The sequence below is a fragment of the Sphingomonas sp. GW822-FHT03G08 genome, from assembly GCF_058801135.1.
In genome coordinates, this window is record NZ_JBXAMZ010000001.1 from 2,807,616 (window position 1) to 2,831,764 (window position 24,149).

20 protein-coding genes are annotated in these 24,149 nt (G+C 67.9%); 6 read left to right on the forward strand and 14 right to left on the reverse strand.

The features are described from left to right. Window positions 1-195: 195 nt before the first annotated feature. The 6 genes from AC1RJ5_RS12965 to AC1RJ5_RS12990 form a co-directional block, all read right to left on the reverse strand. On the reverse strand, window positions 196-675 hold the full coding sequence (locus AC1RJ5_RS12965; RefSeq protein WP_493113684.1) for a GNAT family N-acetyltransferase: 480 nt from the start codon (window positions 673-675) through the stop codon (window positions 196-198). Further along, the gene (locus AC1RJ5_RS12970) at window positions 675-1,934 is read right to left on the reverse strand and encodes a dihydrolipoamide acetyltransferase family protein (RefSeq protein ID WP_493113686.1); all 1,260 of its coding nucleotides are present in this window, start codon (window positions 1,932-1,934) and stop codon (window positions 675-677) included. The genes AC1RJ5_RS12965 and AC1RJ5_RS12970 overlap by 1 nt, the downstream gene beginning before the upstream one ends. A gap of 5 nt (window positions 1,935-1,939) precedes the next feature. After that, on the reverse strand, window positions 1,940-2,944 hold the full coding sequence (locus AC1RJ5_RS12975; protein ID WP_184164977.1) for an alpha-ketoacid dehydrogenase subunit beta: 1,005 nt from the start codon (window positions 2,942-2,944) through the stop codon (window positions 1,940-1,942). Window positions 2,945-2,979: 35 nt separating this feature from the next. Beyond that, window positions 2,980-3,849: an alpha/beta hydrolase gene (locus tag AC1RJ5_RS12980; RefSeq protein WP_493113688.1), complete on the reverse strand. Its 870-nt coding sequence runs from the start codon at window positions 3,847-3,849 to the stop codon at window positions 2,980-2,982. Then, window positions 3,846-5,114, reverse strand: a complete 1,269-nt coding sequence (locus AC1RJ5_RS12985; RefSeq protein WP_493113690.1) for a 3-methyl-2-oxobutanoate dehydrogenase (2-methylpropanoyl-transferring) subunit alpha — start codon at window positions 5,112-5,114, stop codon at window positions 3,846-3,848. Before AC1RJ5_RS12985 ends, AC1RJ5_RS12980 begins: the two co-directional genes overlap by 4 nt. 207 nt (window positions 5,115-5,321) lie before the next feature. Then, the gene (locus tag AC1RJ5_RS12990; RefSeq protein WP_493113692.1) at window positions 5,322-7,475 is read right to left on the reverse strand and encodes a M3 family metallopeptidase; all 2,154 of its coding nucleotides are present in this window, start codon (window positions 7,473-7,475) and stop codon (window positions 5,322-5,324) included. A 123-nt stretch (window positions 7,476-7,598) separates the two neighbouring features. Between AC1RJ5_RS12990 and AC1RJ5_RS12995 the strand changes: the two genes are divergently transcribed. Genes AC1RJ5_RS12995 through AC1RJ5_RS13010 form a run of 4 tightly spaced genes read left to right on the forward strand, consistent with a single transcriptional unit; the run spans window position 7,599 to window position 13,939 of the window. Further along, window positions 7,599-8,348, forward strand: coding sequence for an ImuA family protein (locus tag AC1RJ5_RS12995; RefSeq protein ID WP_269573521.1), 750 nt, complete (start codon window positions 7,599-7,601; stop codon window positions 8,346-8,348). Continuing rightward, a complete protein-coding gene (locus AC1RJ5_RS13000; protein ID WP_493113695.1) occupies window positions 8,263-10,065 on the forward strand; it encodes a Y-family DNA polymerase in 1,803 nt (600 codons plus the stop codon). Before AC1RJ5_RS12995 ends, AC1RJ5_RS13000 begins: the two co-directional genes overlap by 86 nt. Beyond that, entirely contained in the window at window positions 10,062-13,406 is a 3,345-nt protein-coding gene (locus AC1RJ5_RS13005) for an error-prone DNA polymerase (RefSeq protein WP_269573519.1), read from the forward strand. Before AC1RJ5_RS13000 ends, AC1RJ5_RS13005 begins: the two co-directional genes overlap by 4 nt. Then, the gene (locus AC1RJ5_RS13010; RefSeq protein WP_493113697.1) at window positions 13,406-13,939 is read left to right on the forward strand and encodes a 2'-5' RNA ligase family protein; all 534 of its coding nucleotides are present in this window, start codon (window positions 13,406-13,408) and stop codon (window positions 13,937-13,939) included. Before AC1RJ5_RS13005 ends, AC1RJ5_RS13010 begins: the two co-directional genes overlap by 1 nt. On the opposite strand, the gene AC1RJ5_RS13015 is transcribed toward AC1RJ5_RS13010, so the two are convergent. The 3 genes from AC1RJ5_RS13015 to AC1RJ5_RS13025 are packed head-to-tail and all read right to left on the reverse strand — an operon-like array spanning window position 13,936 to window position 15,988. Further along, window positions 13,936-14,508 carry a methylated-DNA--[protein]-cysteine S-methyltransferase gene (locus AC1RJ5_RS13015; RefSeq protein WP_493113699.1) on the reverse strand — a complete coding sequence of 191 codons (573 nt, stop codon included), beginning with the start codon at window positions 14,506-14,508 and terminating at the stop codon, window positions 13,936-13,938. The two genes, AC1RJ5_RS13010 and AC1RJ5_RS13015, sit on opposite strands and share 4 nt — an antisense overlap. Before the next feature lie 40 nt (window positions 14,509-14,548). Next, the gene (locus AC1RJ5_RS13020; RefSeq protein ID WP_184162622.1) at window positions 14,549-14,983 is read right to left on the reverse strand and encodes a hypothetical protein; all 435 of its coding nucleotides are present in this window, start codon (window positions 14,981-14,983) and stop codon (window positions 14,549-14,551) included. Continuing rightward, window positions 14,984-15,988, reverse strand: a complete 1,005-nt coding sequence (locus AC1RJ5_RS13025) for a fumarylacetoacetate hydrolase family protein (RefSeq protein ID WP_184162625.1) — start codon at window positions 15,986-15,988, stop codon at window positions 14,984-14,986. Window positions 15,989-16,096: 108 nt separating this feature from the next. Between AC1RJ5_RS13025 and AC1RJ5_RS13030 the strand changes: the two genes are divergently transcribed. Together AC1RJ5_RS13030 and AC1RJ5_RS13035 are read left to right on the forward strand one after the other, a co-directional pair. Next, on the forward strand, window positions 16,097-19,438 hold the full coding sequence (locus AC1RJ5_RS13030; RefSeq protein WP_493113701.1) for a PAS domain-containing protein: 3,342 nt from the start codon (window positions 16,097-16,099) through the stop codon (window positions 19,436-19,438). A gap of 138 nt (window positions 19,439-19,576) precedes the next feature. Further along, on the forward strand, window positions 19,577-20,866 hold the full coding sequence (locus AC1RJ5_RS13035) for an adenylosuccinate synthase (RefSeq protein ID WP_269573514.1): 1,290 nt from the start codon (window positions 19,577-19,579) through the stop codon (window positions 20,864-20,866). Window positions 20,867-20,958: 92 nt separating this feature from the next. Here the strand turns inward: AC1RJ5_RS13035 and AC1RJ5_RS13040 are convergent, their stop codons facing one another. The 5 genes from AC1RJ5_RS13040 to fabI all read right to left on the reverse strand — a co-directional run bounded on the left by AC1RJ5_RS13040 (window position 20,959) and on the right by fabI (window position 24,149). After that, window positions 20,959-21,243 carry a hypothetical protein gene (locus AC1RJ5_RS13040; RefSeq protein ID WP_269573513.1) on the reverse strand — a complete coding sequence of 95 codons (285 nt, stop codon included), beginning with the start codon at window positions 21,241-21,243 and terminating at the stop codon, window positions 20,959-20,961. Between the two features lie 225 nt (window positions 21,244-21,468). Continuing rightward, the gene (aroC, locus tag AC1RJ5_RS13045; RefSeq protein WP_342249995.1) at window positions 21,469-22,536 is read right to left on the reverse strand and encodes a chorismate synthase; all 1,068 of its coding nucleotides are present in this window, start codon (window positions 22,534-22,536) and stop codon (window positions 21,469-21,471) included. Further along, window positions 22,533-22,829, reverse strand: a complete 297-nt coding sequence (locus AC1RJ5_RS13050; protein WP_269573512.1) for a hypothetical protein — start codon at window positions 22,827-22,829, stop codon at window positions 22,533-22,535. The genes aroC and AC1RJ5_RS13050 overlap by 4 nt, the downstream gene beginning before the upstream one ends. Continuing rightward, window positions 22,822-23,349 carry a GNAT family N-acetyltransferase gene (locus AC1RJ5_RS13055; protein WP_269573511.1) on the reverse strand — a complete coding sequence of 176 codons (528 nt, stop codon included), beginning with the start codon at window positions 23,347-23,349 and terminating at the stop codon, window positions 22,822-22,824. The genes AC1RJ5_RS13050 and AC1RJ5_RS13055 overlap by 8 nt, the downstream gene beginning before the upstream one ends. Further along, the gene (gene fabI, locus AC1RJ5_RS13060; protein ID WP_269573510.1) at window positions 23,346-24,149 is read right to left on the reverse strand and encodes an enoyl-ACP reductase FabI; all 804 of its coding nucleotides are present in this window, start codon (window positions 24,147-24,149) and stop codon (window positions 23,346-23,348) included. The genes AC1RJ5_RS13055 and fabI overlap by 4 nt, the downstream gene beginning before the upstream one ends.

Consider the following 24,149-nt stretch of genomic DNA (forward strand, 5'->3'; position numbering starts at 1 on the left):
AGTTGAGGCCCGGCGCGTGCGTGGGATCGTTCAGGTCACACCCGCCGAGCCACCGGCGCGCAACTGCGCCGGCGTCTCGTCGCGGGTCCCCTTGCGGGGTACAGGTTCTCCGCGGACAGCGGAGCGACCGGGCTTACCTATCCGGTCCATGGCCCTTTATCGACGGCAGGATTTTGCGGCTTTGCGGGCGCTCCGTCAACCGGCCGGGCGGATCATGTAGCGGGCGTCCGGGCCATAGCTGGCGAGCTTGGCGCGGAGTTCGGGGCTTTCCCGGGGCACGAAACCCTGGGCCTGCCAGAAACCGGCGGATTGGTTGACCGAGACCAGCGCGATAGGCGCATCGACCTGCGCGAACAGCAAAGCGAGCCCGGCGCGGGCATTGCCGCCGCCCCGCGCCTCGGGAAGCAGAGCGAGATCGTGGAGATACCAGCTGGCCCGGCTCTCGGGCAGCGCGCCGAGCAAGGTGTCGAGCGGGGGGATGGCTCCCTGCGGCCAGGGATAGGCGATGAGGTATCCGGCCACGCCGTCCGCGCCATCGAGCACGAAACAGCTGCCCGGCGCGAGCGCGAGCCGCTCGGCGAAACAGGCCCGCCCCTCGGGATGGTCCGGGAAGGCGATGCGGGCGACCGCGACGACACCGTCGAGATCCCCCGCCTCCATCGCCCGCCAGCGCATCAGTCGGCGAACAGCAGCACGGGGGTCTCGACCAGCTTCTTCACCGCCTGAACGAAGCTCGCCGCGTCCCAGCCATCGACCACGCGGTGGTCGCACGAGATCGACAGGTTCATCAGCTTGGCGCGGACGATCTCGTCCCCCTGGAAGATCGGGCGCTCGACGATCTTGTTCGGGCCGATGATCGCGACTTCGGGACGGTTGATCACCGGCGTCGTGGCGATGCCGCCGAGCGGGCCGAGCGAGGTCACGGTGAGGGTGGAGCCGGACAGCTCCTCGCTCTTCGCCTTGCCGGTGCGCGCGGCCTCGGCGAGGCGCGAGATCTCGCTGGCGAGCTGCCAGACATTCTTGTCCTGCGCATCGCGGATCACCGGCACCATCAGCCCGGCATCGGTCTGCGCCGCCATGCCGAGATGGACACGGCCATGGCGCGTGACCACGCCGGCCTCATCGTCATAGCGGGCGTTGATCATCGGGAAATCGGGCAGCGCCCGGCAGATCGCGACGATCAGGAACGGCAGCATGGTCAGCTTGGGGCGTGCCCCACGATTGTCGTTGAGGTCGGCGCGCATCGCCTCGAGCGCGGTGACGTCGATCTCGTCGACATAGGTGAAGTGCGGGATCGCGCGCTTCGAGGCGGCCATGTTCTCGGCGATGCGGCGGCGCATGCCGATGACCTTGATCGGCTGATCCTCACGGGCACGCGACGCATGCGGGGCGTGATAGCCCTGGGCGCTGCCGTAGCGGAGATAGGCGTCGAGATCGGCGTGGCGGACATGGTTGCCATCCGCCTTCACGCTGGCGAGATCGATGCCGAGATCCTTCGCACGCGCGCGAACCGCCGGGCTGGCGAGGACCTGCTTGTGCGGGGCCGGCTCGGGCAGGGCGACGGGCGCGGGTTCCGGAGCGGGAGCGGGCGCCGGAGCAGCCTCGGCAACTTCCTCGACGCCCGGCGTTTCCGCCTCTACCTGATCCTCGACAGGAGTCTCGGCAGCGGCAGGCGCGGCCGCTTCGGCATCGCCCTCGACTTCGATCACCATCAGCCCCGAGCCGATCGCGACCATCTCGCCGACTTCGCCGGCCAGCGCGACCACCGTGCCGGAGACGGGCGATTCCATCTCGACCGTGGCCTTGTCGGTCATCATGTCGGCGACCTGCTGGTCCTCCGAGACGCGGTCGCCGACCTTGACGTGCCAGGCGACGATCTCGGCCTCGGCAATGCCTTCGCCGATATCGGGCAGGCGGAACGTGAAGCGTGCCATGCGGATCAGTCCTTCAGGATCTTCTTGAGGGCGGTGCCGATACGGACCGGGCCGGGGAAATACGCCCATTCCAGGCTATGCGGATAGGGCGTGTCGAAGCCGGTGACGCGTTCGATCGGCGCTTCGAGATGGTAGAAGCAGCGCTCCTGCACCTGCGCCGAGAGCTCGGCGCCGAAGCCCGAGGTGCGGGTCGCTTCGTGGACGATCAGGCAGCGACCGGTCTTCTTCACCGATTCCTCGATCGTCTCGATGTCGAGCGGAACGAGGGTGCGCAGATCGACGATCTCGGCGTCGATGCCGAGTTCCTCGACCGTGTTGGCGACGACATGGACCATAGTGCCGTAGCAGAGGATCGTCACCGCCTCGCCCGGGCGGACCACCGAAGCCTTGCCCAACTCGACGCGGTAATGGCCCTCGGGCACCTGGGCGCCGGGATGATCGGCCCAGGTCTTGGCCGGGCGGTCATAATGGCCATGGAACGGGCCATTGTAGATGCGCTTGGGCTCGAGGAAGAGGACGGGATCATTGTCCTCGATCGCCGCGATCAGCAGGCCCTTGGCGTCGTACGGCGTCGAGGGGATCACCGTCTTCATGCCCGAGACATGGGTGAAGATGCCCTCGGGCGACTGGCTGTGCGTCTGGCCGCCGAAAATGCCGCCGCCATAGGGCGAGCGGATCGTGATCGGCGCGGTGAAGTCCGCCGCCGAGCGATAGCGCAGGCGCGCCGCTTCGGAGACGAGCTGGTCGAGCGCGGGATAGATGTAATCAGCGAACTGGATCTCGGGGACCGGGCGCAGGCCATAGGCGCCCATGCCGATCGCCACGCCCATGATGCCGATCTCGGTGATCGGCGTGTCGAAGGCGCGGGTCTTGCCATATTTGGCCTGGAGCCCGGCAGTCGCGCGGAAGACGCCGCCGAAATAGCCGACATCCTCGCCCATCACGACCACGTTCGGATCGCGCGCCATCATCACGTCCATGGCGGAGTTGATCGCCTGGATCATGTTCATCTGGGTGATCGCACCCATATCCGTGACCGTATCGGTCATGCCTGTGCCTTGCGAAGGGTCCAGCGGTCGCCCGCCGAAGGTTTCCATGTATCGAGCTTGAGGCGCGCGCCGGCGTCGCCCAGGCCATAGGCCTCGACGAACAGCTTCACCGGCGCCTCGGTGCGCGGGAAGCGGACGGCGTCGTCGACCAGCTGGTGATCGCCGCCCTCGACGACCAGTGCATAGGTGCCCGCCGGTGCGGTCTCCGCCGGGAAGAGATGTTCGCTCGCCGGGGTGGCATGGCCCATGACCGGCGGCAGCGCGTCCGCCGTGCCGGTCACCATCATCACCGGCACCTGGACGCTGCTATACGCACTGTCCGGAACCAGGCCGGGCTGCTTGCCGGGCGACGAGAAGCCGAGCACCGCCTTCACCGCAGGGATGCGTCCCTTGAAGTTCGGAAGCGCACCACCGAGGCACAGCGAGGTAAGCGTGCCGTAGCTGTGCCCCGCCGCGATCACCGGCAGCACGGGAAAGGCCCTGGCGGCATGGGCAGCGGTGGCGCGCATGTCGGCCAGCCGTTCGGTGAACGAGGACAGGAAGGTGAACTTCTCGCGCTCAGGATAGTGCATCGAATCGACATGCAGCGGCGCGAGCACGACAAAGCCCCCGCCAAGCAGCACCGAGATCAGCCGCGCATAGCGCTCGGGCCAGGAGCCATGGCCGGTCGAGAACAACACCACGCCCCGGGGGCTGGCGGGCTTCCAGATCAGCAGCTTGGTCGAGCGCGTCGGCGAGACGGCGAGGTCGATCGTCTCGGGATCGCCGATCGGGGCGGCGTGGAGCAGGCCGGGCGGGAGCAGCGCAAGCGCGCCGAGCGCACAAGCCCCCTTCACCAGCGCGCGGCGGGTGAGGACCAGGGTCACAGGCCGGCCGCCTTCTGCTCGTCGAGCATCTGCTGCTGCTGTTCCTTGAGGTGCCAGGGGATCGCCTCGAACACGCCTTCGAACATCGATTCGAAGGGCTGGTGCATGCCGTGGCCGAGGATGCCGTTCTTCTCGGCTTCCTTCTGCGATGCCTTGACCAGCTCGGCGAGCTCGAGGTCCTGCGCGGCGTGGCGCTCCTCGTCCCATTCGCCGAGCTTGATGAGATGCTCCTTGAGGCGGCGGATCGGATCGCCGAGCGGCCAGGCATTGGGCTCGCCGGCCGAACGGTACGCGGTCGGATCGTCCGAGGTCGAATGGCCTTCGGCGCGATAGGTGAAATGCTCGATCAGCGTCGGGCCCTGGTTGGTCCGCGCGCGCTCGGCGGCCCATTCGGTCGCGGCGTACACCGCCAGCGCGTCATTGCCGTCGACGCGAAGGCCGGCGATGCCATAGCCGATCGCGCGCGCCGCGAAAGTGGTCGCCTCGGCCCCGGCAAAGCCCGAGAAGGAGCTGATCGCCCACTGATTGTTGACGACGTTGAAGATCACCGGCGCCTTGTAGACGGTCGCGAAGGTGAGCGCCGAGTGGAAGTCGCCCTCGGCGGTCGAGCCCTCACCGCACCAGGTGGCGGAGATGCGGGTGTCGCCCTTGGCCGCGCTCGCCATCGCCCAGCCGACGGCCTGGGGATATTGCGTCGCGAGATTGCCCGAGATCGAGAAGAAGCCGAATTCCTTCGAGGAATACATGATCGGCAACTGGCGGCCCTCAAGCGGATCGGCCTTGTTCGAATAGATCTGGTTCATCATCGACACGATCGGATAGCCGCGCGTGATGAGGATCCCCTGCTGGCGATAGGAGGGGAAGCACATGTCATCGCTGGCGAGCGCGCTCGCCGCGCCGATCGACACCGCCTCCTCGCCGGTGGACTTCATGTAGAAGCTGGTCTTGCCCTGGCGCTGGGCGCGGAACATGCGCTCGTCAAACGCGCGGGTGAGTGCCATCGACCGGAGCATGCGGCGCTTGGCATCCGCATCGAGCCGCGGATCCCAGGGGCCGACGGCATTGCCTTCGTCATCGAGGACGCGGACCAGGCCATAGGCCAGCTCATGGAAGCTGTCGGCACGGTCGGCGGTGTCGGGCCGGCGGGTGGCGCCGGCGGGCGGCACCACGATGTCGCTGAAGTCCGCCTCGTCACCCGGGCGGAAGCGCGGCTCGGGCACGTGCAACGCAAGCGGGGGCAGGTTGGCGCGGTCGCGCTCGCTCACATGGACTCTCCGGACATAGGTTCCCGTTGCCAAACGCTCGGGAATCACGTTTCGCACCTTTGTTATAAAATTTCAAAGACTGACGCAAGTAGGTCAGGGGTGCTGACCTGAAATGCCGGGTGGGCCGCTGGGAATTCGAGCCCGACCGATGTTCAATACTGCTCCCCGGCTTTCGCCGGGGAAGCGGAAGGCAAGGGGTTAGGAGGCTTACGCGACCGGGAAGCCGCGCCGCTTGAACAGTGCCGACACGTCCGGATCGCGCCCGCGGAACGCGCGATAGGCGAGCTTGCGGTCGGTCTCGTTGCCGGTGGAAAGCAGGGTGGCGCGGAAGCGGTCGGCCGTGGCCTTGTCCCAGACATTGCCGGTTTCCTGGAACGCCGCCCAGGTGTCCGCGTCCATCGTCTCGGACCAGAGATAGGAATAATAGCCGGCCGAATAGGCGTCCGACGAGAAGAGGTGGCTGAACTGCGGCAACCGGTGGCGCAGCACGATCTCCCTGGGCATGCCGAGCGCGGCAAGCGCTTCCTTCTCGAACGCGGCGATGTCGGTGACCGGCACTTCGCGATCGTGGAGCTGCATGTCGAGGATCGCGCAGGCGAGATACTCGACCGTGTCGAAGCCCTGATTGAAGGTGGAGGACTTCTCGATCTTGTCGACCAGCGCCTGCGGCATCGGCGCGCCGGTCTTGTAGTGCTTGGCGTATTTGTCGAGCACGTCGCGGGTGAGCAGCCAGTTCTCGTTCACCTGGCTGGGATACTCCACGAAGTCGCGCGGCGTGCCCGCGAGCCCCGGATAGGTGATGTTCTGGAGCAGGCTGTGGATCGCATGGCCGAACTCGTGGAACAGCGTGGTCGCATCGTCGAGGCTGATCAGAGTCGGCTCGCCGGCGCCGCCCTTGACGAAATTGTTGTTGTTCGAGGCGAGCGTGTTGCGGGCGCCGCCGAACTTCTGCTGGCCGCGATAGCGCGTGGCCCAGGCGCCGGAGCGCTTGCCCGAGCGGGCATAGCCGTCGAAATAGAAGATGCCGATATTCTTGCCGGTACGCGTGTCGGTAACCTCGAAGGTGCGCACTGCCGGGTCGAACACCGGCACGTCCTTCACTTCCTTGAAGCCCAGGTCATAGAGCCGGCCGGCGGCGTAGAAGGCGCCCTGGAGGATGTTGTTCAGCTCGAGATACGGCTTCACCTCGCTCTCATCGAGGTCGTACTTCGCCTTGCGGACCTTCTCGGCATAGAAGCGATAGTCCCAGGGCTCGATGGTGATCTTCGGGCCTTCCCCCCTGGTGCCTTCGGCGTCGGCGAGCGCCTGCATGTCGGCGACTTCCTCGGCCACGCGGGCGCGGGCGGCAGGCCACACCGCCATCATCAGCTTCATCGCATTGGCCGGGGTCTCGGCCATGGTGTCGTCCATGCGATAGTATGCATGGTTCTTGAAACCGAGCAGCTTCGCACGCTGCTGGCGCAGCTTGAGGATCTCGGCGATGCCGGCCTTGTTGTCGCTGGCATTGCCATTGTCGCCGCGCGAGACGAAGGCGCGCCAGACCTTTTCGCGCAGGCCGCGGTTGGTCGAGTAGGTGAGGAAGGGCGAGACCGAGGAGCGGGTGTTGACCACCGCCCATTTGCCGGCGAGCCCGCGCTCGGTCGCGGCACTGGCGAGCGATGCCTTGAAGCTGTCCGGCAGGCCGGCGAGCTGGGCTTCGCTGTCGAGGACGATCCAGGTCTCCTCGTCGGCAAGCAGCTTGCGGCTGAAATCGGAGAAGGCGGAGGCGAGCGCCTGGTTGAGGCGGCTGACTTCGGCGCGCTCGGCATCGGAGAGCGCGGCGCCGCGGCGAACGAAGCCGCGATAGCTCCGCTCGAGCAGGCGAGTCTGCTGGGCATCGAGCTTCTGCCGGGCGCGCGTGTCATACGCCCCCTTCACCCGGGCGAAGAGCAGGGGATCGAGGAACAGCTCATCATTCGCCTTGGTGAGCTTGGGACTCCACTCGCGGTCGATCGCCTGCACCTGCTTGTCGGCGAGGTTGCTGGTGTAGACGCCCCAGGCCGACAACACGCGGTCCATCGTGTCGCCGGCCTTCTGCATCGGCTCGATCACGGTGTGGAAAGTGGAGGCGGTGCGCGCGTTGCGGATCGCGTGGATCTCCTGGCGCTGCTCGGCGACCGCGACTTCAAAAGCGGCGGGGAACATCTCGGCCTTGAACTTGTCCCAGGGGGGCACGCCGCCATAGCCGCCCGGCCAGGGCTTGAGCAAAGGCGAGGCATCGACGGGTTCGGCAGCGTGGGCCATCAGGCTCCCCAGGAAAGGCGTGGCAAGTGCGGCACTGGTGCCGAGAAGCGCCTGACGGCGGCTGAAGTTGCGGATCATCTGCGCGGGGTCCCCTGAATTCTGCGATTGCGGCCAGCTTAGGGGGCTGAGGCGGAATGGCAATTGACTCCGGACGAATAGGGAACACAATAAGAACATTCCGTTCTCCCGAGTCGTGAGGCCATGGCCGATCCTGCCGTCCTGAAGCAATTGCGCGAGAGCCTGAAAGGGCTCGAGACCGGCGGATTCCGCCGGCGCCCGGCATTGCCCTTCGGGATCCCGGAGATCGATTCGCGGCTGGCGGACGAGGGGCTGCGGCTCGACGCACTGCACGAAGTTGCGGCGGGCACCAGCGACATGGCGGATGATTGCGCGGCAACGCTGTTCCTCGCCGGCATCGCGGCGCGCGCCTGGGGGCCGGTGCTTTGGGTGGTCCGGCGGCGCGACCTGTTCGCGCCGGGGCTCGCCCAGTCGGGCCTCGATCCCAAGCGCCTGATCTATGCCGAAGCCAAGGACGATGCCGAGCTGCTCGCGGTGATGGAGGAAGGGCTGCGCCATCGTGGGCTCGGCGCGGTGATCGGCGAAGCCAAGCGCGCGGACATGACCGCGACCCGCCGCCTGCAGCTGGCGGCCGAGGGCGGGCGGACGATCGCCCTGCTGATGAAACGCGCGGCCCGCGAAGGCAGCGATCCGATCGCCATGCCATCGGCGGCGGTGACGCGCTGGCGGGTGACCTGCGCGCCCTCGACGCCCCTGCCCGTGGCCGGTGTCGGCCGACCGCGCTGGAAGCTGGCGCTGGCACGGCAAAAGGGGGGAGAAGGTTTCGAGACAATCGTGGAGGCATGCGATGCAACGGGTCGCTGCGCTCTTCCTCCCGTTATGGCCAATCGAAAGGCTGTGGCGGGCGGAACGGCGCCCCGCCGCGCAGCCTGACGCGCGCGCCCTCCCCACGCCCCAGGCGCCCTTGCGCAAGCCTGCACAGCATGCGGGGCATTGGCGGCCGGGCGCGGAATGGGCCCGGGAGGATGACTCTCTCCCTCTCCCGCTTACGAGAGAAGCTCAAGGTGAGGGTGCCTCGGACGCGGCTCGTTCACACCCTCACCCGACCTCGCTGCGCTCGGCCACCCTCTCCGACAAGCGGGAGAGGGAATTGGAATTCGCCCCGCTTATCACCACCCTGCGCAACGGCAGCCGGATCGAGATCGCCGCCGCCTGTCCCGCCGCCCAGGCGCTGGGACTGCGGCCCGGCATGGCGGTGACCCAGGCACGCGCGCAGGTCCCCGGGCTCGACATCCGCCCCGCCGATCCCGAGGGCGATCTCGCTTCGCTCAGAAGCCTCGCCATCCTCGCCGCCCGGCGCTGGTCGCCCTGCGTGGCGCTGTCGGGCGAGGACGGACTGTTCCTCGATCTCTCCGGCACCGCGCATCTGTTCGGCGGCGAAGCGAAAATGGCGCGACACATCATCCGCTTGCTCGCGCGCGCCGGCTTCACCGCGCGGATCGCGATCGCCGACACGCCCGGCGCCGCCTGGGCATTGGCACGCTATCATGGCCATTGCCTCTGCCCGCCGGGCGAACAGGCCCGTGCGCTGGCCGGGCTGCCCACGCCGGCGCTGCGCATCGACGAAGCCGCAGCGGAGCTGCTCAAGCGATTGGGAGTCGACCGGATCGGTCAACTCGCCGCCCTGCCCCGCGCACCGCTCACGCGCCGCTTCGGCGCGGCGACGGTCCTGCGGCTCGACCAGGCGCTGGGTCGTATCGCCGAGCCGCTCGATCCGGTGATACCGCCCGAAAGCATCGCCGTGCGGCAGCGCTTCGCCGAGCCGATCGCCAGCGCCGAGGCCATCGAGCATTGGCTGGGCCAGCTCACTCCGCGCCTTGCCGCCGCGCTCGAGGACGAAGGGCTGGGCGTGCAGGCGCTCGAATGCATCGCCGATCGGATCGACGGGGTGCCGCAGCGCATCCGCATCGGCCTGGCCCGGCCCAATCGCGACCCCGCGCATCTGCTCCGCCTGCTCAAGCGGCGGATCGAGGATGTCGAGCCGGGCTATGGGATCGACGCGATCACCCTGCATGTCCGCCGCGCCGCGCCGCTCGGGCCCGAACCGGTGGTCGAACGGCTCGACGAGGAAGCGGCGCCCGACATCGCCACGCTGGTGGACACGCTGGCGACCCGGATCGGCCAGGACGCGATGTGGCGGATGCGTGCCGTGGAAAGCGACATGCCCGAGCGCTCCCTGGCACGGGCGCCGGTGCTCGACCCTCCCATACGCAGCGGCGAGCGTCCGAAGGTCGACGATGTCCGCCAGCTCGATCGCAGCGCCGCGCTCCATCCCTGGCATCCGGCCTGGCCCAAGCCCGCCCGGCTGCTGCGCCGACCCGAACGGCTCGATCACGTCATCGCCGAGCTGCCCGACCAGCCCCCCCGCCGCTTCACCTGGCGCGGGCGCCCGCACCAGGTGATCCGCGCCGATGGGCCCGAGCGGGTGCAGGGCGAATGGTGGAAGCGCGATGCCGAGCGGCTGAGCGTGCGCGACTATTTCCGCGTCGAGGACGAGGCCGGCCGCCGCTACTGGCTGTTCCGCGCCGGCGATGGCGAGCGCGCGGCAACCGGCGACCTCAGCTGGTATCTCCACGGCGTGTTCGGATGACCTATGCCGAACTCCAGGTGACGACGCATTTCTCGTTCCTGCGCGGAGCGTCCTCACCCGAGGATCTGTTCCGGCAGGCCGCCCTGCTCGGCCTGCCGGCGCTCGGCATCGTCGACCGCAATTCGGTGGGCGGCGTGGTGCGCGCGCTGGTGGCCGCCGAGCAATTCAGCGCGCTCGGCGTGCCGATCCGGATGATCGCCGGCTGCCGGCTCGACCTGGTCGATGGCAGCTCGGTGCTGGTCTGGCCCGAGGATCGCACGGCGTGGAGCCGGCTCACCCGGCTGCTCACTCTCGGCAAGTCGCGCGCCGATGCGCAGAAGGGCGAAAAAGGCCAATGCTTCCTCCATTGGGACGATCTGGCCGACGCCGCACAGGGGCTGGTCGGCGCACTGGTTCCGGGGCTGGCCGATACCGGTGATCCGGTTTCACTCCGCTGGATGGCGGATATCTTCGGGGCGAGCGGCCATCTCTGCCTCACCCAGCATCGCCGCCCGGGCGACGCACTGCGACTGCACGAACTCAATCTTGCCGCCGAGCGCTTCGGGCTCACCCCGCTCGCCACCGGCGATGTCCTCTACGATACGCCGGACCGGCGGATGCTGCAGGACGTGGTCACGGCGATCCGCGAGAAATGCACGATCGACGAACTCGGCTTCCGCCGCGAGCGCAACGCCGACCGGCACTTAAAGTCGCCCGCGGAAATGGCGCGACGCTTTCGCGACTATCCGCAAGCGCTGGCGGCTTCGGAAGCGATCGCCGAACGCTGCACCTTTTCGCTGCGGGAGCTGAAGCATCAATATCCCGAGGAAGAAGTCCTCGATGGCCGCACCGCGCAGGAAGCGCTCGCCGCGCTCGCCTGGAACGGGCTCAAGCAGAAATTCGCGGGCAAGCCCTCGCAGGCGCATCAGGACCTGCTTCGGCATGAGCTCGGGCTTGTCGAGCAGATGGACTATGCGCCCTATTTCCTCACCGTGAATTCGATCGTCCAGTTCGCGCTCAGCCAGCAGATCCTCTGCCAGGGGCGGGGCAGCGCCGCCAATTCGGTGATCTGCTTCGCGCTCGGCATCACGTCGATCGATCCGATCGTCCACCAGCTGCTGTTCGAGCGCTTCATCTCGACCGAACGCAAGGAGCCGCCCGACATCGACGTCGACTTCGAGCATGAGCGACGCGAGGAAGTGATCCAGTGGATCTATGACAGCTATGGCCGTGACCATGCCGCGCTGACTGCCGTCGTCATCCGCTTCCGCTCGCGCAGTGCGCTGCGCGAAGTCGGCAAGGCGATGGGCCTTCCCGAAGACATGACCGCGGCGCTCTCCTCGCAGGTCTGGGGTTGGTCGAACGACGTCGACGACAAGCATGCCGACGCGCTCAACCTCGATCGCAGCGATCCGCGGCTGGCGCTGACGCTGGAACTGGCGCGCCAGCTGGTGAACACACCGCGCCATCTGTCGCAGCATCCGGGCGGCTTCGTGCTGACCCGCGACAAGCTGCACGACCTGATCCCGGTCGAGCCCGCGGCCATGGCCGAACGCCATGTCGTCGAATGGGAGAAGCTCGATATCGAGGAGCTGGGCTTCATGAAGGTCGATATCCTCGGCCTCGGCATGCTCGGCTGCATGCGACGCACGTTCGACCTGCTGGCGGAGCACAAGCGGACCTACCTGACATTGGCCTCGCCGAAGATGCAGGAGGAAGACCCCCTGACCTTCAAGATGATCCAGCAGGCGGACACGCTCGGCGTGTTCCAGATCGAGAGCCGCGCGCAGATGTCGATGCTGCCGCGAATGAAGCCGGTCTGCTTCTACGACATCGCCATCCAGGTCGCGATCGTCCGGCCAGGGCCGATCCAGGGCAACATGGTGCATCCCTATCTGAAACGCCGGCAGAATCCGGAGCTGGTCGATTATCCCTCGCCCAGGCTGAAAGCGGTGCTGAAGAAGACGCTGGGCGTGCCGCTGTTCCAGGAGCAGGCGATGCAGGTGGCGATCGTCGGGGCGGACTTCACGCCGAGCGAGGCCGACCGGCTGCGCCGGGCGATGGCGACCTTCAAGTCGAGCGGCGATATCGGCGAATTCGGCCCGAAGCTGATCGAAGGCATGCGCCGCAACGGCATCAACGAGACCTTCGCCGCGCAGCTGGTCGAGCAAATCAAGGGCTTCAGCAATTACGGCTTCCCCGAGAGCCACGCCGCCAGCTTCGCCAAGATCGCCTATGCCTCGAGCTGGATGAAATGCCATCATCCGGACGTGTTCTGCACCGCGCTGCTCAATGCGCAGCCGATGGGCTTCTACGCGCCCGCGCAGCTGATCCGCGATGCCCGCACCCACGGTGTCGAGGCGCGCGCCGTGTGCATCAACGACAGCGACTGGGACACGCGGATGGTACCCGAGGGCCCGAACCTGCGCGAACAGGACGCACGTTTCTGCGGCACCGAGGCGGATTGGAAGAGCCTGCAGCCGATCCGACTCGGCATGCGGATCGTGCAGGGACTGGCGCAGGAAGATGCGCGCAAGGTCCTCGACGCCCGCGCAGAAGCCCCCTTCACGTCGATCGAGGATATCTGGCGCCGCTCCCGGGTGAAGCCGGCCGCGCTGGAACGGCTCGCCCGCGCCGATGCCTTCCAGGCGCTGGGCCTCAACCGGCGCCAGGCGCTCTGGGCGATCAAGGGGCTCAGCCAGGCACCGCTCGACCTGTTCGCCGCCGCCGATGCGCGCGAGGGTGCAACCGTGGCCGAAGTGGTCGAGCCGCAGGTGGCCTTGCTGCCGCTGAGCGCCGGCCGCGAAGTGGTGGAGGATTATCGCGCGACCCAGCTCTCGTTGCGCGCCCATCCCCTCACGTTCCTGCGTGATCGCCTGGCGGCACGACGGATCGCGCAGTGCGCGGACCTGCTGAACATGAAGGATGGCCAGAGGGTGGAAGTCGCCGGACTGATCCTGGTCCGCCAGCGACCGGGCAGCGCCAAGGGCGTGGTGTTCGTGACCCTGGAGGACGAGACCGGCATCGCCAATGCCGTACTCTGGGCCGACCGGTTCGAGGCCAATCGCCGCACCGTGATGTCCGCCACGATGCTGGCGATCAAGGGCAAGGTGCAGCGCGAGGGGATCGTTATCCACCTGGTCGCCGAGCAGATCACCGACCTCACTCCGTGGCTGCGCGAAGTCGGCGAGCTCGAACTTCCCCGCATGACCATGCCCGGTGACGGCGCGACGCATGGCGGCGAGATCGATCCACGCGACCGGCTCAAGCTGCCGCGCCAGCGCGCGCTCGAAAGCTGGCCGCCCCGCCGCAGCCTCAAGACGCCGGACCTGATCCCGGTACGCTCAAGGGACTTTCACTGATGCCTGGAAACCGTTTCTTCTATGCGCTTCGTCCCTCGCCGCTCGCCCGCAACCTGATCGGGGTGCAGCGCGACCAGCTGGGGCTGGCCGAGACCATCGTCGAGAATGACCGGCTGCACATCACGCTCGGCATCACCGAGGATTATGCGCGCCAGCCCTATGCCGAAATGAAGCGGCTGATCGAGATCGGCGAGCAGGTCTCCGCCGCGCCGGTGCCGGTACGGCTCGACCGGGTGTCCGCCGGCAACGAGACGATCGCGCTCAAGCCCAGCCGCAGGATCGATGCATTGGCCGAACTGGGCCGCAAGCTGCAGGACGGGCTGCGCCACGCCGGACTGCTGCGCGGTGCCTGGGATTTCCACCCGCACGTCACTCTGCTCTACCGCAAGGGCCGGCCGTTCACGCGGACGATCGAGCCGATCGGCTGGGACGCGACCGACTTCGTGCTGATCCATTCGATCCTGGGCGCGCACCGACATATCGAACTGGGCCGCTGGCCGCTGGTCGATCGGCAGGGCGGGTTCGACTTCTAGAAGCCCAGCCCCAATTGCGGCAGGTCGCGGGTGACCACGCCGTCCCGCACCTCCACACCCTCGATCGCGAGCATCTGCGCCTTGGAATGCGAACCGCCGGGCGCCGAGAAGCCGCCGATCCGCCCGTTCGCCGCCGTCACCCGGTGGCACGGAATGATCAGCGGCACCGGATTGGCCGACATCGCCTGGCCTACATCGCGGGCGAATTCGGGGCCTGCATCGAGCAGCTTCGCGATCGCGCCATAGGTCGCCGTCTCGCCCCAGCCGAGGCGGCGGACCGCGGTGTAGACGCGATCGAAGAAGGGCTGCTGCGGCCCGAGATCGACGGGCACGGCTGCAAAGTCGACACGCTCCCCGGCAAAATAGCGCAGGGCTTGGTTGATTACCGCCTGCACCGGCGGAGACGGAACCACCGCCCTCGCGTCCGGAAGGCGCCGGAGCAGCGCGCGTTCGGCCTCGCCCGCGGTGCCCGCCGGCAACCGGAAGCTGTTGATGCCCGTGCCGTTCCAGCCGATGGCGGCGAAGCCCGCCACGGTCTCGAACACGGTATAGAAGCACTCGTCGGCCATGCGATGGAGATCGGCACTCGTTCCGCCGTTCGCAACCGGCTCAGCGCTCGTTGCGACGCCAGGGGCGGCCACGCCCGATCGCGCGCGCATCACCAAAGGGTAGCCGCGTCTCGAAGCGATCGAGCTCCAACCCGGAATCGTTGTCGCCGAGCATCTGGGCCCGCCGCAGCCACAGGCGGTAGCCGTGCAAATCCCCGATGTTGAACCGGCTCATCGCAAGATTCTGCGCGGCAAGGCACGCATAAGGGCCACCCCGCATCCACACACGCCGGTAGAGCCAGGCCGGTGTTCCCGCCCGAGACATCACGCCCAGGTCCGCCGGATCGTTGCCCTGGCTGAACAGCCCGGCCAGTTCCAGCATCGCATGCGCATGACCGCGCCGAGCGAGATGGCGGAGGATCGGCCGGTAATGGCCATTGGCCCGCCGCTGCATGATCGCGCGGGCGCGCTCGAACAGCCGATCCTCCCGCGTCATTCAGCCCCCGACGGTCTGCTCGATCACGCCGAAGATCGGGTGGTGCTTGTCGTCCTCGGCCCAAATGCGAACCGTGTCGCCCTTCTTGAGGAACGGCGTGACCGGGGCGCCGCCGCGGATCGTCTCGATCGTGCGGATCTCGGCGAGGCAGGAATAGCCGACGCCGCCTTCGCTCACCGGCTTGCCCGGGCCGCCATCCTCGCCCCGGTTCGAAACCGTGCCCGAGCCGATGATCGTGCCGGCGCCAAGCTTGCGCGTCTTGGCGGCGTGGGCGACGAGCGTGCCGAAATCGAAGGTCATGTCGACGCCGGCATCGGCCCTGCCGAAAGCCTGGCCGTTCACATCGACCATCAGCTTGCGGTGCAGCTTGCCGTCCTGCCACCAGTCGCCCAGCGAATCGGGCGTGACGAAGACCGGCGAGAAGGCGCTGGCCGGCTTGGACTGGAAGAAGCCGAAGCCCTTGGCGAGCTCGCCCGGGATCAGGTTGCGCAGGGAGACGTCGTTGGTGAGGCCGACCAGGCGGATCGCGGCGAGCGCCTCTTCGCGCGAAGCCCCGAGCGGCACGTCGCCGGTGACGACCACCACTTCGCCCTCAAGGTCGCAGCCCCAGCTCTCGTCGGCGAGCGGGATCGCGTCGCGCGGACCGAGGAAGCCGTCGCTGCCGCCCTGGTACATCAGCGGATCATGCCAGAAGCTGTCGGGCATCTCGGCATTCCGCGCCTGACGCACCAGCGCGACATGGTTCACATAGGCCGAGCCGTCCGCCCATTGGAATGCGCGCGGCAGCGGCGCTGCGGCGAGCCGCTCGTGGAAACGCTCGCGCGGGATCACCTCATGATCGAGATCGGTCGCGAGGTTGCGCAGATCGGCTTCCACCCGGTCCCAATTGTCTAGCGCCGCCTGCAGGGTCGGGGCGATCATGTCGGCACTGGCATACCAGGCCAGGTCGGTGGAAACGACGACCAGCTTGCCGTCACGGCCGCTCTTCAGGCTTGCGAGCTTCATAAGTCTCTCCTTTGCCCCATCCATAGCCGTCCGCGCGGCCAAGTCGAGTTGATCCAGTCAGTTGACTCGGCCGCGCACGCCCCGCATCGAAGGGTCATGGGGGCTGCGTTGCGCTTTCTGGATCACGAAGGCGAGATGGCGGCGCGGATTCGTGCGTTCGACTGGTCGAACCATGTGCTCGGCCCGCCCGAAACCTGGCCCGAGGCGCTGAAATTCGCGCTCGACGTGGCACTGGGCTCGACCTTCCCCACCGCGGTCTATTGGGGGCCGGAGCTCTTCCTTCTCTACAATGACGCCTGGGCGCCGATCCCGGCCGAGCGGCATCCCTGGGCATTGGGCCGGCCCGGCGGCGAGGTATGGGCGGATATCTGGGATATCGTCGGCCCGCAGATGCGCGAAGTGCTCGACACCGGCCGCGGCTTCGCGATCTACGACCAGCGCCTGATGATGGCGCGGAACGGTCGCCCCCAGGAAACCTGGTGGAACTACAGCTTCACCCCGGTGCGCGATGCCGAAGGTCGCGTCGCCGGCATGCTCAACCAGGGCAATGAGACGACGCGCACGGTGCTCGCCGAGCGTGCACGGCTCGCCGAAGTAGCGCGGCTGCGCGACCTGTTCGAGCAGGCGCCGGGGGCGATCGCGCTGCTTCACGGGCCCGAACATCGCTTCGAATTCGCCAATTCCGAATATCTCGCGCTGGTCGGCGGCCGGCCGGTGCTGGGGATGACCGTCGCCGAGGCGCTGCCCGAGGTGGTCGACCAGGGCTTCGTCTCGCTGCTCGACAGCGTCTATGTGAGCGGCGAGCCGTTTCGCGCCGACGGCATTCCGGTACTGCTCCAGCGCCAGCCCGGCGCACCACCCGAAACGCGTTTCCTCGATTTCGTCTACCAGCCGATCAAGGACGCAAACGGCAACCCGACCGACATCTTCGTTGCCGCCAATGACGTCACCGAGCGGACCACCGCCGAGGAAGCACTGCGCCGAAGCGAGGAGCGCCTGCAACTGGCGCTGAACGCCTCGCTCGGCGTCGGCACCTGGGTCTGGGACGTGCCCGCCAACCTGGTTACCGCCGATGCGCGCTTCCTGCGACTATACGGGGTGGACGAAGCGCTTGCCGGCAAAGGCACCCCGATCGAGCAGTTCTTCGTCAACGTGCACCCCAAGGATCGCCCCAGGCTCGAGGCGGGGATCGCCCGCACGCTGCAGGAGCGCATGCCGTTCAACGAGGAATATCGGCTGCTCCAGCCCGACGGTACCGCGCGCTGGGTGAGCGCGCAGGGCCGGGCGACCTTCGACGAGAATGGCGATCCGCTGCGCTTCCCCGGCGTCGCCTTCGACATCACCGAGCGCAAGCTGGCCGAGGAAGCCGCGCGCGACGCTGCCGAAGAGCTCCGCGAAGCGAACGAGGCCCAGGCATTCCTGGGCGCGTTGGCCGACCAGCAGCGCACGCTCGATACCGCCGACGCGGTGATGCGCTTCACCGCCGCCGCCCTGGGCGAGCAGATGCGGCTCGACCGGGTGAGCTTCTACCGGGTGCACGGCGCCGAAGTGCGCTTCGGCCCCTCCTGGGCCAGCGACCGGCTGGCGCCGCTTGAAGGCACGCTGGCGATCGAGGCGCTCGGCGACAATGCCCGGGCCTATCGCATCGGGCACAGCGTCGTGCTGGACGACATCGCGAGACAGGCGCCCGGCCTCGCCCATTTCGCCGGTGCCGGCGTCGGCGTCCCGCTGCTGCGCGGCGGGCAATGGGTGGCCGTGATGTCGCTCAATACCGCCGAGCCGCGCCGCTGGTCGCCGGAGGAAGTCGCGTTCATCGAAGCGGTGGCCGAGACGACCTGGGATGCAGTGGAGCGGATCGAGGCCGTCGCGGCGCTACGTGAGAGCGAGGCCAAGTTCCGCGCCATCGCCAATTCGATCGACCAGATGGTGTGGTCGACCCAACCCGACGGCTATCACGATTACTATAATGACCGCTGGTACGAATATACCGGCGTGCCGGCGGGCAGCACCGACGGCGAGGCCTGGAACGACATGTTCCATCCCGAGGACCAGGAGCGCGCCTGGGCCGTCTGGCGCCAGAGCCTGGCCACCGGCGCGCGCTACCGGATCGAATATCGGCTCAAGCATCGATCGGGCCGGTATCGCTGGGTGCTCGGCAGCGCCCAGCCGGTGCGCGACGAGCAGGGCGCGATCACCCGCTGGTTCGGCACCTGCACCGACATCCAGGACATCGTCGATGCGCGCGAAGTCCTCGCCCGGTCGCGCGAGGCGCTGGAAGCAGCGGTGCGCGAGCGGACCGAGCAGCTGATGGCGGCCGAGGCACGGTTGCGCCAGGCACAGAAGATGGAGGCGGTGGGCCAGCTCACCGGCGGCATCGCACACGACTTCAACAACATGCTCGCCGTGGTGATCGGCGCGCTCGACCTGCTCGAGCGCCGCGTGAAGCAGGGCAACCGGGACCTCGACAAATATATCAGCGCCGCCCGCGAAGGCGCCAATCGCGCCGCCACGCTCACCCAGCGGCTGCTCGCCTTCTCGCGCCAGCAACCGCTCGCCCCGATGGCGATCGATGCCAATGAGATGGTGCGCGGGATGATCGAGCTGCTCGTCCGCACGCTGGGCGACGATGTCACGGTGGAAACCGTGCTGCCCGCCGGCGTGTCGCCGCTGCTCGCCGATCCCAACCAGCTCGAGAACGTCATCCTCAACCTGTCGGTCAATGCGCGCGACGCGATGCCGCATGGCGGCAAGCTGGTGCTCGCCACCGCCAATGCCCGGTTCGAGGCGGCTGAGGCGGCGGAGCTGGAACTGCAGCCCGGCGACTATGTCGAGATCGCGGTGACCGACAGCGGCACCGGCATGACCCCCGAAGTGGCAGCGCGGGCCTTCGATCCCTTTTTCACCACCAAGGGGGTCGGCAAGGGCACCGGGCTGGGCCTGAGCCAGGTGTTCGGGTTCGTCCGCCAGTCAGGCGGCGCGGTGGGGATCGATACCGAGGAAGGGCGCGGCACCACCGTGCGGCTCTATCTGCCGGCCCATTCGGGCGCCGCGCTGCAGCCGCGCACCGAAACTCCGGCCGCTGCTCCGGCACGAGGGCATGAGGGCGAGCTGGTGCTGGTGGTCGAGGATGAGGAGCGGGTACGCAACTTCTCGCTCGAGGCGCTGCGCGAGCTTGGCTACCAGGTGGTCGGCGCCCGCGACGGGCCCGAGGCATTGCGGCTGATCGACACCGGGCTGCGCGTCTCGCTGCTGTTCAGCGACGTGGTGATGCCCGAGATGACCGGCCGCGAGCTGGCGGAGCATGCGCGCGCCAGGGTGCCGGGGCTCAAGGTGCTGCTGACCAGCGGCTATGCCCCGGAAACCGCCCGGGTGGCCGGCGAGACGATCCTCGCCAAGCCCTTCGATATGGACCGGCTTGCCGCCGCGGTGCGCACCGCGCTGGACGCATAAAGCCTTGACCGAATCGCGCATGCAGGCCATGCGCGCCGCGGCTTCGGCGCCCCGCGCCTGTGCCCCCGTAACGCCCAGCCGCCGAGTCCTGTCGAAGGGCGGCTTGTGGCCCGCCCCGGCAGGCGGAGACGTGTATCCATGGCAAATGTAGCGGTTATCGGCGCCCAATGGGGTGACGAAGGCAAGGGCAAGATCGTCGACTGGCTCGCCGAGCGTGCCGACATGGTCGTGCGCTTCCAGGGCGGCCACAATGCCGGCCACACGCTCGTCGTCGGCGAGAATGTCTACAAGCTCTCGCTGCTCCCGTCGGGCATCGTGCGTGGCACGCCTTCGGTGATCGGCAATGGCGTGGTGCTCGATCCCTGGGCGCTCAAGGCCGAGATCGAGAAGCTGCGCGGCCAGGGCGTGGAAGTGACGCCCGACACGCTGAGCATCGCCGATACCTGCCCGCTGATCCTGCCGCTGCACGGCGAGCTCGACGGTCTGCGCGAGGACGCCAGCGGCGCCGGCAAGATCGGCACCACCCGCCGCGGCATCGGCCCGGCCTATGAGGACAAGGTCGGCCGCCGTGCGATCCGCGTCTGCGACCTGGCGCATCTCGGCGAGCTGGAGCCGCAGCTCGATCGCCTGCTCGCGCATCACGACGCGCTGCGCGCCGGCTTCGGCGTCGGCCCGATCGACCGCGCCGCGCTGGTCCGGCAGCTCGAGGAAATCGCCGGTTTCGTGCTGCCCTTCGCCAAGCCGGTGTGGCGCGACCTCAATGCCGCGCGCGAGCGCGGCCGCCGCATCCTGTTCGAGGGCGCGCAGGGCGTGCTGCTCGACATCGATCACGGCACCTATCCGTTCGTCACCTCGTCGAACACGGTGGCGGGCACGGCTTCGGCCGGTTCGGGCATCGGCCCGGCGGCGGTCGGCTTCGTGCTGGGCATCGCCAAGGCCTATACCACCCGCGTCGGATCGGGTCCGTTCCCGAGCGAGCAGGACAATGAAGTGGGCGAGCGGCTCGGCACGCGCGGCCATGAGTTCGGCACCGTCACCGGGCGCAAGCGCCGCTGCGGCTGGCTCGACGCGGTGCTGCTGCGCCAGTCGGCCGCGGTCTCGGGCATCACCGGCATCGCGCTGACCAAGCTCGACGTGCTCGACGGGTTCGACGAGATCCAGGTCTGCACCGGCTACAGGCTGCACGGCGAGGAGATCGACTATTACCCGTCGAACGCCGCCGATCAGGCCGCGGTCGAAGCGGTCTACGAGACGATGCCGGGCTGGCAGGAAACCACTGCGGGTGCGCGCAGCTGGGCCGAGCTGCCGGCCGCCGCGATCAAGTATATCCGCCGTGTGGAAGAGCTGATTCGCTGCCCGGTGGCGCTGGTCTCGACCAGCCCCGAGCGCGAGGACACGATCCTGGTCCGCGATCCTTTCGCGGACTGATCTGGCCTGGTCCGCAATCCCTTCGCGGACGGATCGAACCAAGGCTATGCGCTACCCGTCCGGCCAGAGCGGGTAGCGCAACGCCCTGTGGCTTAGTTGGGCTTCTTCTTCTTGCCCTCATATTTGCGGTCCCGCTTGTCCGCTTCGTTCGATGCCGAGGCATCTTCGGCGGGAGCAGCGGGATCCGGGGCCGTCGTGGCCGTGCTGGCGTCCGGCGCAGGTGCCGGCGCAGTAGCGCTCGGATCGGGCGCCGGCGCAGGGGCGGGCGTCTCGGTCGGCGTCGTCGTGGTGGACGGATCGGTAGGAGTGGTGGTCTGGGCGAAGGCCGCCGGAGCGGCAAGCAGCGCCGCGGCGCCGATCAGGGTTTTGAGCAACATAACTGGGCAATCCTCCTTCGGTTTTTGCCGAGGACCGTTGGAGCGGTTGCGCATGTCTGGATTGTTTCCAAGCGTTTCAGCCAGCCCTGCGAGGCACACGGCTGGGCAGCGAACAGAGCCGGAAGAGAGATGGGCCGAAATGTGGCAGACAAGTAAAAGCCGGCCGAATTCGCCGATCCGGCCGGCTTTCGAAGCCTGAACTGGTTTCCGCGGTTACCGAACGAATCAGCCGACCTGGGCGCGGTGCAGCAGCTTCTGGTCGGCCAGGACCAGCGCCATCATCGCCTCGACCACCGGCACGCCGCGAATGCCGACGCACGGATCATGCCGACCCTTGGTGCGGATCTCGGCTGCCTCGCCTGCGCGGTTGATCGTCTCAACCGGCGTCAGGATCGAACTGGTCGGCTTGAACGCCGCGCGCACCCGCACCGGCTGGCCGGTCGAGATGCCGCCGGCGATGCCACCCGCATGGTTGGCAAGGAACTCGGGACCATCGGCACCGGGACGCATCGGATCAGCATTGGCCTCACCGGTCGCCAGCGCGGCGGCGAAGCCGTCGCCGATCTCGATGCCCTTCACCGCGTTGATCGACATGATCGCGGCGGCAAGCTCGCTGTCGAGCTTGGCATAGAGCGGCGCGCCCCAGCCCGCCGGCACGCCGGTCGCCTCGCAGGTGACCGTGGCACCCAGCGACGAGCCGGCCTTGCGTGCCGCGTCGACCAGCGCCTCCCACTGGGCCGCCGCTTCGGCATCGGGCGAGAAGAAGGCGTTGCGGTCGATCTCGGCGGCGTCGAAGCGCGAATAAAGGATCGGCGCATGGCCGATCGCCTCGACCCAGCCGGTGATCGTCACTTCGGGAATGACCAGCCGGGCGATCGCGCCGGCCGCCACTCGCGCCGCCGTCTCGCGCGCCGAGCTGCGCCCGCCGCCGCGATAGTCGCGGAAGCCGTATTTTGCGTCATAGGCATAATCGGCATGGCCGGGGCGATAGGCGACCGCGACTTCGGAATAGTCCTTGGAGCGCTGGTCGACATTCTCGATCATCAGGCTGATCGGCGTTCCCGTCGTCCGCCCTTCGAACACGCCGGAGAGGATGCGGACCTGGTCCGGCTCCTGCCGCTGGGTGGTGAAGCGCGACTGGCCGGGACGGCGCTTGTCGAGATAGGGCTGGATATCGGCTTCGGACAGCGCGATCCCCGGCGGGCACCCGTCGACGACGACGCCCAGCGCCGGGCCATGGCTCTCGCCCCAGGTGGTGAAGCGGAAGACGCGTCCGAAGGTATTGTAGCTCATCGCCTTGCTACTGTCCGATCCCACAAGGTTTTGAAAGCGAGAAGCACGGGGATGGCGACCACCAAAGAGAGCGCGAAAACGCCAAAGCCGGCCAGTGAGAAGAAGGAAAGATCGAGCAAGTTCAAGGCGGCCCAAGGGAAGAGGACCAGAATATACAATCCAGGCAGCCCTCTCGCGGCCTGCAGCAAGGCCGGCCCTGTCGGCACCCGTGATTTGCGGCTCACGACCAACCGATCCACCCCCCACGAGAGCGGCAAGACAAACAGAAAGAGATTGGCGTTCAGCTCAAACATCGCGGCCCAGCTCTGCGAACGCCGATGCATGCGTCGCGGCGCCGCGCACCCCGCACGGCATGGCGCCGCCCTGGAGCGGCAACGCCATCAGATACTCACCGGCATAGGGCGAGGCAAATCCCTGCGCCCATTCGGCCACGAAACCAAAACGCTCATAATAGCCCGGCTCGCCCAGCACGAAGCAGAGCATCGCGCCGGCCGCCTGCAGCTGCGCGATCCCGGCCTGGACCAGCGCCTCGCCGACACCCTGCTGGCGCCAGGCCTTTTCCACCGCCAGCGGCGCCAGTGCGACTGCCGCGATCGGCTTGTCCGCGATGGTGACGTCCATCCGGCTGAACGCGACCATGCCGGCAAGCGCGCCGGTTTCCTCGTCGTCGGCCACCAGCGTCAGCACCATGTCGCCGTCGATGCACAGCCGCTGGACCAGCCGCGCCTCGTCCTCCGCCGGGAAGGAACGGCGCAGCAGCGCGTCGATCGCCGCCACGTCCCCGCCGGTAGCGGGGCGCACGACGATGCTCACGAGAGCGCGATGTCCGGCGCGTCCTCGGCCTTCATGCCGATCACATTGTAGCCCGCATCCACATGGTGGATTTCGCCGGTCACGCCAGCGGAGAGATTCGAAAGCAGGTACAGGCCCGCGCCGCCAACGTCCTCGATCGTCACCGTACGGCGCAAAGGCGAGTTCAGCTCGTTCCACTTGAGGATATAGTTGAAGTCGCCGATGCCGCGCGCCGCCAGCGTCTGGATCGGGCCGGCCGAGATCGCGTTCACCCGGATATTCTCCGGACCCATGTCGACCGCGAGATACTTCACGCTGGTCTCCAGCGCGGCCTTGGCGACGCCCATCACGTTATAGTGCGGGATCACCTTCTCGGCGCCGTAATAGGTCAGCGTGAGGATCGAGCCGCCCTCCGGCATCATCGCGCGCGCGCGCTTGGCGACGGCGACGAGGCTGTAGGCCGAGATGTTCATCGTCATCAGGAAGTTGTCGAGCGTGGTATCGTAGAACTTGCCGCGCAGCTGCGACTTGTCCGAGAAGCCGATCGCATGGACGACGAAGTCGATCGTCGGCCACTTCGCCTTGAGCGTGTCGAACGCCACATCGAGCGCGTCCATGTCCGACACGTCGCAATCGATCAGCGTGTCCGAGCCCAGCTGCTCGGCCAGCGGCTTCACGCGCTTCAGCAGCGCATCGCCCTGATAGCTGAACGCCAGCTCGGCGCCCTGCTCGCGCAACTGCTTTGCGATGCCCCAGGCGAGGCTCTTGTCATTGGCGAGGCCCATGATCAGCCCACGCTTGCCCTGCATCAATCCGGTCAC

Coding starts and splice junctions, on each gene's coding strand:
- AC1RJ5_RS12990 (WP_493113692.1), bottom strand. CDS start 7,475: ATGATCCGCAACTTCAGCCGCCGTCAGGCGCTTCTCGGCACCAGTGCC.
- AC1RJ5_RS13000 (WP_493113695.1), top strand. CDS start 8,263: ATGCAACGGGTCGCTGCGCTCTTCCTCCCGTTATGGCCAATCGAAAGG.
- AC1RJ5_RS13020 (WP_184162622.1), bottom strand. CDS start 14,983: ATGACGCGGGAGGATCGGCTGTTCGAGCGCGCCCGCGCGATCATGCAG.
- AC1RJ5_RS12975 (WP_184164977.1), bottom strand. CDS start 2,944: ATGAACATGATCCAGGCGATCAACTCCGCCATGGACGTGATGATGGCG.
- AC1RJ5_RS13050 (WP_269573512.1), bottom strand. CDS start 22,829: ATGTTTGAGCTGAACGCCAATCTCTTTCTGTTTGTCTTGCCGCTCTCG.
- AC1RJ5_RS13035 (WP_269573514.1), top strand. CDS start 19,577: ATGGCAAATGTAGCGGTTATCGGCGCCCAATGGGGTGACGAAGGCAAG.
- AC1RJ5_RS13015 (WP_493113699.1), bottom strand. CDS start 14,508: ATGGCCGACGAGTGCTTCTATACCGTGTTCGAGACCGTGGCGGGCTTC.
- AC1RJ5_RS12995 (WP_269573521.1), top strand. CDS start 7,599: ATGGCCGATCCTGCCGTCCTGAAGCAATTGCGCGAGAGCCTGAAAGGG.
- aroC (WP_342249995.1), bottom strand. CDS start 22,536: ATGAGCTACAATACCTTCGGACGCGTCTTCCGCTTCACCACCTGGGGC.
- AC1RJ5_RS13025 (WP_184162625.1), bottom strand. CDS start 15,988: ATGAAGCTCGCAAGCCTGAAGAGCGGCCGTGACGGCAAGCTGGTCGTC.
- AC1RJ5_RS13005 (WP_269573519.1), top strand. CDS start 10,062: ATGACCTATGCCGAACTCCAGGTGACGACGCATTTCTCGTTCCTGCGC.
- AC1RJ5_RS12965 (WP_493113684.1), bottom strand. CDS start 675: ATGCGCTGGCGGGCGATGGAGGCGGGGGATCTCGACGGTGTCGTCGCG.
- AC1RJ5_RS13010 (WP_493113697.1), top strand. CDS start 13,406: ATGCCTGGAAACCGTTTCTTCTATGCGCTTCGTCCCTCGCCGCTCGCC.
- AC1RJ5_RS13040 (WP_269573513.1), bottom strand. CDS start 21,243: ATGTTGCTCAAAACCCTGATCGGCGCCGCGGCGCTGCTTGCCGCTCCG.
- AC1RJ5_RS12970 (WP_493113686.1), bottom strand. CDS start 1,934: ATGGCACGCTTCACGTTCCGCCTGCCCGATATCGGCGAAGGCATTGCC.